The following is a 9753-nucleotide window of genomic DNA, read 5'->3' on the forward strand; positions in this document are numbered from 1 at the left end:
GAAAAACTTCGCTTTTTTTATGAAAAAATATATTATTTAAATTCATTTTAAATAATATATTTTCTTATCTTTGCAATTAAGAATCTATCTAAATAAAAGACTTTACATATAAATGAGACGTTCACTACTGCTTGCAACAGGTACTTTACTTACGTTAAGTTCGACTGTAGTTGCTCAAACAAATGATACGATTAAAGAACCGGAACAGAAATTGGAGGAGATTGTAATTTCTGGTCAATACAATCCGCAGTCGATCAATAAAGCAATCAATAACGTAACTATTCTGAATAGACAAAGAATTGAAAATTTAGGCGCTGTTACTTTAGCCGATGCTTTAAATCAAGTAATGAATATTTCTATTTTACCCAATGCAAGTACAGGTAGATCAACGGTTAAAATGTTTGGTTTAGATGCCCAGTATTTTACAATCTTAATCGATAATGTACCGATGATTTCCGATGAGGGTTTTGGAAACAATACCGATTTAACGCAAATCAACCTTGACGATATTGAACAAATTGAAATCGTTGAAGGTGCTATGGGAGTAGATTATGGTGCTAATGCGGTAACGGGGATTATTAATATCATTACAAAAAAGAACAATATTCACGATTGGAATGTCAACTTGTTTGTGCAGGAGGAAACTGTAGGCAACGAATATGACTGGAGTAATGAAGGAAAGCACACGCAAGGAATTACGATGGGACATAATATCAATGATAATTTATATGCCAGTCTTTCGTATACCCACGCGGATTTTAAAGGATGGTACAATGATCGTAAAGGATTTACCTATTACGGAGATGAAGATAAAAGAGGGCATGAATGGTTGCCTAAAAATCAGAATAATGTCAAAGGATTTTTAAATTATCACAAGAATTCATATCGCGTCTACTATAAATTTGAGTTTTTTGATGAGCGCATGAAAGATTATGCGAAACTCTTCAGCATAAACGAAGACCCAATTTTTGAAACGATTAATCCAATAGCGAATGACCGTATTTTAAATACGAAACGTTGGTCAAATGTGTTGAATACCTCTGGGAATTTAGAAGATTTATTGCGTTTCGACTTGTCTTTTTCTTATCAAAAACAGGAACGCGAAACAGATAAGTACAGATATCGTATCATGTACGACGAAAAATATGATCGAAGCTCGTTTAAAAGTGAAAGTAGAGAAGTGTTTTTCTCTAGGGGAACATTTAGTGACTTCATTAAATTAGAAACAGCGAAGTTCCAGGTGGGGTATGAGGTGGCTTATACCAATGGATATTCAGCAATGTCGGAGCAATTAGCAGAAAATCCACAGAAAAAGGCATTGGGGAGTTATGACTTCTATGCTTCTTCCGAGATTAATGTATTGCCGAGGTTAATGGTGCGTCCAGGCTATCGCTTAATGACTTCTAATACATTCAATAGTCAACATGCGTTAAGCTTGGTATTGAAATATGTACTTCCTGGAGATTACGAACTCCGAGGAACTATCGGAACCTCCCCTCGTTTGCCCAACTACGAAGAATTATATACTTACTTTGTAGACGTAAATCACGATTTACAAGGAAATGAAAGTTTAAATCCAGAAAAAGGAAAAACAGCCTTTTTGAATTTAAAAAAATCCTTTGCTTTAGCTGATAATATTGAGATTAGTAACAGCTTGACTGGTCGTTATTTGGAAGTGTCAGATAAGATTGACTTAATCGAAGTAGTAAACCCAGAAGGATTAAAGTATATCTATGAAAATACAGATTTGTATCGCAATATTGGAGTAACATTTTTGAGTCAATTGAATTGGGATGCTTTCGATTTTGGTGTAGGATTCACTATGTCAGGGGTATCACAAGAGGTGTATAATGCGCCAAAAGGGACAGATAAGTACTTGTTTACACCTGAAGTAACGGCTAATATCAATTATCGTTTGGCTAAAACGGGAACCAATTTCTCTTTGTACTATAAATTTAATGGAGAGGAAGAACGCTTCAAAAAAGGTTCGGATGAGTTTGGAGAGTACTATGTAAAAGGAAAACAAGAAAGTTATTCATGGTTGGATTTTAGTGTGAGACAACCATTCTTTAAAAATATGTTGTATGCAACCGTAGGAGTGAGAAACTTGTTTAATATCAAGGATATTCGCTCAACAACAAGCGGGGCTACCGCACACGCAGTAGGGGCTACGTCTACGCCAATTGGTTATGGAGCGAGCTTCTTTGTTAAATTACAATATAAATTAGGATTTTAATTATGAAGAAGTATAAAGTAGGAAAACTAGTTCTCGCACTTGTTGCACTTGTTTTTTTTAGTTCATGTGAGAAAGATTCTAATAATGGAAATACAGGTGGACGAGAGTTTATCGTAGCTTTTGATAATCCATCTATTCCCTATAGGGAAATTGAAACAACACGTGAGATTCAATTGGTGTTTTCTGATATTGCTCAAGAAGATGGCTCGGTAGAAATTCAAATTATTCCCAGTAAAGCAATCTACGATGTTGATTTCTCTACTTTGCCTAAAGCAGAAGGAGACAAGTTAATCGTGCCAATTGTAAAGGGGACTAAGAGTAGTTCGTTTACCTTTGAAAATTTGATATTTCCTTATGATCGAATGGATAAAACCATTCAATTCAATATCGTTAAAGTTAATTATACCGTTAAAATACCTAAGATACAAGGTTATAATATCATGATGATCAGCTTTGATACTTCTTTGGGAGGAATCATGACACCGAATGTAGGAGGACCAACCCAACCGAATCAAGTATATGTTGATTTAGGAGGAAAGGCAATGTATGAAGTAAAACGAAATTCTTGGGATTTGGCTTTTGATAGTAGCAGTGATTTTAGAGTTCGTCTAAACGGGTCTGTTTATATGGCCGCTGGAGTAATCAAGGGAGTGAATTCCATTGATGATGTTCGCGAAGATAATACCATTCGCGAGATGAAAAATGTAGTGAAGATTGGAACTTTCGATCCAGCCAACCTCGCGTATATTGATGATCCATCGGGTGATCGTACCAAAACAGCTATTGCGGCTATTTCGGATGTAGATGCTGATAACAAAGTGTATTTAATCAATATGGGCTTTGATCCAGGAACAGAGGCAGTTGAACCTGGTTCTGTGTTGGTGACAGGAAAAGAACGTGGATGGAAAAAAGTACGTATCCTAAAAAGGGAAGGCGGGTATTTATTACAATATGCAGATATTAATGAAAGTACCCATAAAGAAGTGCTCATCACAAAAGCGACAGGTTTTAATTTTGCTTTCTTCAGTTTCAATACAAATGGTTTAGTACAAGTGGAACCAAGTAAAACAAAATGGGATTTAAACTTTACGGTGTTTACCAATAAAGTAGATCAAGCCGGTGACCCGAAAGGATCGTATGGATATTCGGACTTTATTGTTCACAATAGTTATGGAGGAGTCAAAGCGTATAAAGTTACAATCCCAGCGGGTGATAAGAATTTCTATAAAGCGTATAATTTACAAAGTGTAGAAGAGAGTGAATTGTCGGATGATTTCACTACCATTGGCGGAACATGGCGAGAAGTAGCCAACGCTAAAGTATTGTATAAAAATGTGTTTTATGTCATCAAAGATGCTAAAGGACATTATTATAAAATGAGAATGTTAGATTTCTTCAACGAGAAAGGAGATCGTGGATATCCGAAGTTTGAATACGCCTTGTTGAGATAAGAAGATAGTTAAGAGTATATAGGGGTTAGTTGTCGCACTCTATATGTTGAATTCAATCGAATGGCAAATAGCTTTTTGTATTTGTTCTTTATTGAGTTGTTAGTTTATTTTTGTTAGGAAAACCCCGAAGTAGTCTTTCGGGGTTTTTCGTTTTTAAATCCTTCTTTTCAAATGAAATAAGTTAAAATTATACAGCTAAATATTATGTAGATTTATTCTAAATAACTATATTTGAACAAAATTAAAAAAATGAATAATTTAGATTTAAATGAGGTAGCTAACCAATTGCGTTGTCCTTCAGGACAGGTAGGAGAGGAGTTGGCAGAAGTTATGTTTAAATCAAATAGCAACATGATTTACAAAACAGTAGATCGTATACAATTGCATCAGGGAGATGCAGTTTTAGAAATCGGTTTTGGCAGTGCAAAACACTTACCGTATCTTTTTTCAGCAGCTCCGGACCTTCAGTATTATGGTGTAGAAATTTCAACACTGATGTTGGAAATGGCTACAAAGGTAAAGGAATCTTTAGTCCAAGAGAAAATTGAACTTCAAGTAACAGAACAGCTAAACACACTTCCTTACCCTGATAAGTTTGTTAATCATTGTTTTTCTGTCAATACCGTTTATTTTTGGGAAGATCCTGTAAAGTATTTTACAGAAATTTATCGGGTGCTCAAACCTGGAGGGAGTATAGCCTTGTCCTATATACGTGAAGATTTTGCACAGCAACAACCCTTTGCTAAAGAAGATGTTTTTCATTTTTACCGTACGGAATGGTTAATTCGCATCATGACGAATATAGGATATAGCCATGTTGAACGTTGGCAGTATATCGAGAACACACTAGATAAATTAGGTAATAAAGTAATTCGACCTTTTGTGGTACTGAAAGGGAAGAAGTAAGTTTTAAGTTAGGTCTATTTGTAAAAATGCGTTTGCGAATTTTGTAAACGAGTTTATATTATTTTACCTTCGCGCAATTATAGTATTACCAAAAAGGAGATTTAAACGAATCTCCTTTATTTATTCATAGACAACACACATAAGAATGGAATTATTACGTCAGCGAATTCTTCAAGATGGTCAATGTTTTGAAGGAGGAATTTTAAAAGTAGATAGCTTTATTAACCACCAAATGGATCCGGTTTTAATGAAATCCATCGGAGTAGAGTTTGTGCGTCGATTTGCAGCGACCAATGTAAATAAAATCATGACGATCGAAGCAAGTGGGATTGCACCAGCAATTATGACAGGGTACTTGCTTAATCTGCCTGTGGTATTTGCAAAGAAAAAGAAGCCTAGCACGATGGAAAATATGTTGCACACCCAAATTCATTCGTTTACCAAAGACAGAACCTACGATGTCGTGATTAGCAATGACTTTTTAACTCCTGAAGATAATGTGCTTTTTGTTGATGATTTCTTGGCCTATGGTAATGCCGCGGTAGGTGTGTTAGATCTAATTAAACAGTCTGGAGCAAATTTAGTTGGAATGGGCTTTATTATTGAAAAGGCCTTTCAACAAGGGCGAACCTTATTGGAAGAAAAAGGTGTTCGCGTCGAATCACTTGCTATTATAGAGGATCTTTCTAATTGCACTATTACCATACGATAAAAGACTCAACCCATTCCGATATGAATGGGTTTTTTTATATGCATGAAGAATGAGAGCTAGGAGAAATGTTAAACTATTTGTAGAGAATTAGTGTATTCTTTTTTTATTGATTACCTTAATAGCTTACAATAATTAGATCGTTAGAGTACGTATGATAAATAAAAATATAGCTTATTCTTTCTTGGATTTAGCCGTTATTGGTGCGGGAAAGTCGACGAAAGAGACTTTAAACAATGTATTGCATACAGCGCAATATGCAGAACAATTGAATTATACTCGTTTTTGGTTGGCAGAACATCACAATATGCCGCATATCGCAAGTTCCGCTACTTCTGTTCTCATTGGTTATGTGGCAGGTGGAACGAAAAAAATCCGAGTAGGCTCTGGTGGAATTATGTTACCCAATCACCCTCCTTTAGTGATTGCGGAACAATTTGGAACTCTAGAATCGCTATTTCCCAATAGAATTGATTTGGGATTAGGAAGAGCACCAGGAACAGATCAGTTAACTGCTATGGCATTGAGAAGAAATGATACGATGAGCGCGAATTTCTTTCCACAGCAAATTCAAGAGTTAAAAACCTATTTTAGTTCGACGAACGCCGAAGCCAAGGTAAGGGCCTTTCCGGGAGAAGGATTAGCTATCCCTTTTTGGATTTTAGGGTCAAGTACGGATAGTGCGTATTTAGCTGCAGAACTGGGATTGCCTTATGCGTTTGCTAGTCACTTTGCCCCTGATCAAATTCAAATGGCAGCTAAAATATACCGAACAAATTTTAAACCTTCGACTCAGTTAGATAGGCCTTACTTCATGCCCTGCGTCAATGCTATTTTTGCAGACTCAACCCATGAAGCAGAAAAACTAGCGACCTCGTTCTATCGTATGTTCTTGGGAATTATTCGAAATGATAGAAAACCGCTACAGCCCCCTATTGAATCTATGCAAGGAATATGGTCAGTACAAGAAGAGGCAGCAGTTTACAATATGACCGCTTGTTCTTTTATTGGTACAAAGGAAGAGATGTTGCCTGAACTCAATCGCTTCTGTGAAGTATTAGAAGTGGATGAGTTGATGTTCACGACGCCAATTTACGATTATGATAAACGAAAATATAGCATGAAGTTGGTTGCAGAAGTAATGAAAGATTTAGCAAAATCTTAATTTTGTGTGTATTTTTGTTTGATAAATACCATACATATGATAAATAAAATCGGAACCTTGTTGGTGCTTTTCGTAGTACTCGTAGGATGTAATAGTAAAACGACCTATACAGAAATTGTACAGGATGATACCTTTAGTATTCGTGTTCCTACTACAATGCAGAAAACAAGAGCACTCAATGGAGAAGCTACGCTTCAATTACAAAATGTAAAAGAAGAATTGTACTTGATTGTTATCAAAGAGAATAAAAAGGAAATCGATGAACTTTTTAAAGCAACAGCAATTGCTGGAGAAGGGGAAGATATCTTTGGAGATTTTTCTGAAACAACACTGGAGTATTTGACATCAACGGTGGAAGATCTAAATCCTGAGGAGTTAAAACTTAAGGATGGTACGTTGAATGATTTACCTGTAAAGATGGTTGATTTCACAGCTAGAGTTAGCGGGTTGGATGTCTATTATAAGTTTTCAGCTTTTCAAGGTAAAGAAAATTATTATCAAGTATTGATTTGGACAATGAAAGAGTATAAGGACAAGAATCAAGAGGTAATGAACCAAATGGTTGATAGTTTTAAAGAAGTAACCAAATAAAAAAGTCAGAGTGTTTACTCTGACTTTTTTTTGCGGATTAGATTTTAGCATCTAATTTATTGTTTGTTTTGAATGTGGTTTTTTGATCAAATCCTTTCATTTTTAAATATGCATCGATTGTTGCATCTTTGCCTCTGAATTCGCGATATAGTTCATCCGAAGGCTTTGTATTTCCTTTCGATAAAATCTTATCTCTAAATATTTGTCCATTTTGACGGGTCATTCCTCCGTTATCTAATAACCATTGGAAGGCATCATTATCTAAGGTTTCTGCCCAAGTGTACGAATAATATCCTGCCGCATAACCGCCACCAAATACGTGATTGAAAAAAGAAGAACGATATCTTGGAGGTACAGTTGCTAAATCAATACCGTATTTAGCTAATGCTTGTTGTTCAAATGTAGCTACATCTTTAATTTCAGTAGAAGAAGAAATGGTATGCCACTCCATGTCTAATAAAGAAGCGCTTAGTATTTCAGTTAATCCATATCCAATATTGAAATTCTGAGCTGCTTTCATCTTCGCGATTAAACTTGCTGGAATTACTTCTCCTGTTTCATAATGTTTGGCATAGTTTGTTAATACCTCTGGTAAAAAGGCAAAATGTTCGTGGAATTGAGAAGGTAACTCAACAAAATCACGTGATACACTAGTTCCTGAGACAGAAGGATAGGTCACATCAGATAAAAATCCGTGAAGGCCATGTCCAAATTCGTGAAACATCGTGATTACTTCGTCAGGAGATAACAGAGTAGGTTGACCAGCTCCTGGTTTTTGATAGTTGCATACATTATAAACTACAGGAGCTTGATTCAATAATTTGGATTGTGTTACGATATTGCTCATCCATGCACCTCCGCGTTTAGATTCACGAGCATAAAAGTCAGCATAAAATAAGCCAATGGGGTTTTTATCCTCATCGAAAATTTCAAAAACGCGTACATCTTCTTGCCATACAGGAATATCCTTACGCTCTTGGAAGGTGATGCCGTAAAGTTTTTCCGCCATATAAAAAACACCATGCTCCAAAACAGCATTCATTTCGAAATACGGTTTTACTTCATTTAGATTTAAGGCATACTTCTGTTCTCTTATTTTTTCAGCATAGTAATCCCAATCAGCAGCAGTTAAGGTAAACGGATCAGCTTCCTTATTAATTAAGTCTTGGATTTCTTTCGCCTCTTGTGTGGCAGCTCCCACAGCATAAGGGCTTAATTGGTCCATTAACTTTTTCGCTTGATCAGGCTTGTTGGCCATACTCCCTTGTAAGCTCCACGCTGCATAATTTTTAAATCCTAATAACTCTGCTTTTTCTGCACGTTTCTGTGCAATTGAAATTAAAGTCGCTTGGGTGTCATTATCATCTCCTTTTTCGGTGCGGCTCCAACCAGCATCAAATAATTTTTTGCGTGACTCCTTTTTGTTTAACGAAGCAGCAATCGGTTGCTGAGTTGTATTGTTTAATGGAATAGAGTAGCTGCCATCTGTTTGTTTGAACGCTTCCAGTTCTGATTCACTCAAACCGTCTAACTCTTCTTTGGTGAAGCTAACACTTCCCGATTTTGTGGCAGCCATTAGTTGATCGCCAAATTTTGTAGTTAAAGAAGCGAGTTCTTGATTTATCTTTTTTAGTATTTCTTTTTGTTCTGGATTAAGATTAGCACCTGAACGAACAAAAGCTTGATAGTATACATCGAGTACACGTGTTTGTTCGATGGTTAAAGCTAAAGATGCTTGCTGGTCGTGTAGTTGTTTTACTTTTTGGAATAACGCATCATTTAGGTAAATACCATCTTTGTGTGAAGCGAACATTGGAGATAATTCCTGATTGATTGCTTTAATCTCCTCATTGGTGTGTGCGCCAACTAATAAATGGAATACCGAACTTACGCGATTCAATAATACACTTGATTTTTCTAATGCTGCAATAGTATTATCAAAAGTAGGGGCTTCAGTATTTGAAGTGATTTTGTCAATCGCTTCTACCTGACGACGCATGCCTTCCAAAATAGCTGGTTTGAAATCTTTATTTTTTATTTTTTCAAAATCTGCTGTTTGATAGGGAAGTGTGCTCGCAGCAAAAAAAGCATTGCTTTCATCCCAATTTGGATTTGCATCCGCCTGATCTTGATTCTGCTTACACGAAATACTAAATAAAGTTATACCCGTTAAGGTACCTACAATTGCTTTTTTTACATACATAATAGGTAAAATTTAAAATATGAAATTCAAAGATAGCATTATATTGTGAGGTTGGTCTTTTTTGTTGTTTGGCTTTTGATGTTTGTGTAGTATAGTCATTAGTAAGTAGATTTCTTCTCTATTATATATAGGGAATATTTTTTCTATATAAAGAAGAATCTTCCTTAGTATTAAATCACGGACAGAACCTTACGACATGCGCCCCCAAGAACCGCCCCTAACAAAAAAGCGAAAAAGCCAACCTCACCAACCTCACCAACCTCACCAATTCCTCCAAAAAAACAAAAAAGCCATTCTCACCAATCCTCACCCAACCTCACCAATTCCAAAAAAAACTTTCCATCCTAAGACGCATCATAATAACGAGTTGCGGTTTTAATCAAAAATACTTTGTAAAAAAGGTTTAAAATAATTTGGAAGTGGCTAAAAAGGTACTACTTTTGCATCCGCATTAAACAAGCAGACGTTCATAGAAAAGCAGAAGAAAAAGAC

7 protein-coding genes are annotated in these 9753 nt (G+C 35.9%); 6 read left to right on the plus strand and 1 reads right to left on the minus strand.

Going from position 1 to position 9753, the window contains the following annotated elements:
- The first annotated feature begins 112 nt into the window (after positions 1-112).
- The 6 genes from ACLJX0_RS05235 (at position 113) to ACLJX0_RS05260 (ending at position 7058) form a co-directional block, all read left to right on the plus strand.
- Positions 113-2236, plus strand: a complete 2124-nt coding sequence (locus ACLJX0_RS05235) for a TonB-dependent receptor plug domain-containing protein (protein ID WP_410879022.1) — start codon at positions 113-115, stop codon at positions 2234-2236.
- A 2-nt stretch (positions 2237-2238) separates the two neighbouring features.
- A complete protein-coding gene (locus ACLJX0_RS05240; RefSeq protein WP_410879023.1) occupies positions 2239-3687 on the plus strand; it encodes an HmuY family protein in 1449 nt (482 codons plus the stop codon).
- A 249-nt stretch (positions 3688-3936) separates the two neighbouring features.
- Positions 3937-4593, plus strand: coding sequence for a class I SAM-dependent methyltransferase (locus ACLJX0_RS05245; protein ID WP_410879024.1), 657 nt, complete (start codon positions 3937-3939; stop codon positions 4591-4593).
- 145 nt (positions 4594-4738) lie between these two features.
- Positions 4739-5305: a xanthine phosphoribosyltransferase gene (gene xpt, locus ACLJX0_RS05250; protein ID WP_410879025.1), complete on the plus strand. Its 567-nt coding sequence runs from the start codon at positions 4739-4741 to the stop codon at positions 5303-5305.
- 154 nt (positions 5306-5459) lie between these two features.
- Positions 5460-6467, plus strand: coding sequence for an LLM class flavin-dependent oxidoreductase (locus ACLJX0_RS05255; RefSeq protein ID WP_410879031.1), 1008 nt, complete (start codon positions 5460-5462; stop codon positions 6465-6467).
- A 36-nt stretch (positions 6468-6503) separates the two neighbouring features.
- Positions 6504-7058: a hypothetical protein gene (locus tag ACLJX0_RS05260; RefSeq protein ID WP_410879026.1), complete on the plus strand. Its 555-nt coding sequence runs from the start codon at positions 6504-6506 to the stop codon at positions 7056-7058.
- Positions 7059-7095: 37 nt separating this feature from the next.
- Here ACLJX0_RS05260 and ACLJX0_RS05265 read toward each other — a convergent pair whose 3' ends face one another.
- Complete coding sequence (locus ACLJX0_RS05265) at positions 7096-9261, minus strand: M3 family metallopeptidase (RefSeq protein ID WP_410879027.1); 2166 nt, start codon at positions 9259-9261, stop codon at positions 7096-7098.
- Between the last annotated feature and the right edge of the window lie 492 nt (positions 9262-9753).

Origin of the sequence: Myroides sp. DW712, from assembly GCF_046557355.1 — a bacterium.
Taxonomy (GTDB): Bacteria; Bacteroidota; Bacteroidia; order Flavobacteriales; family Flavobacteriaceae; genus Flavobacterium.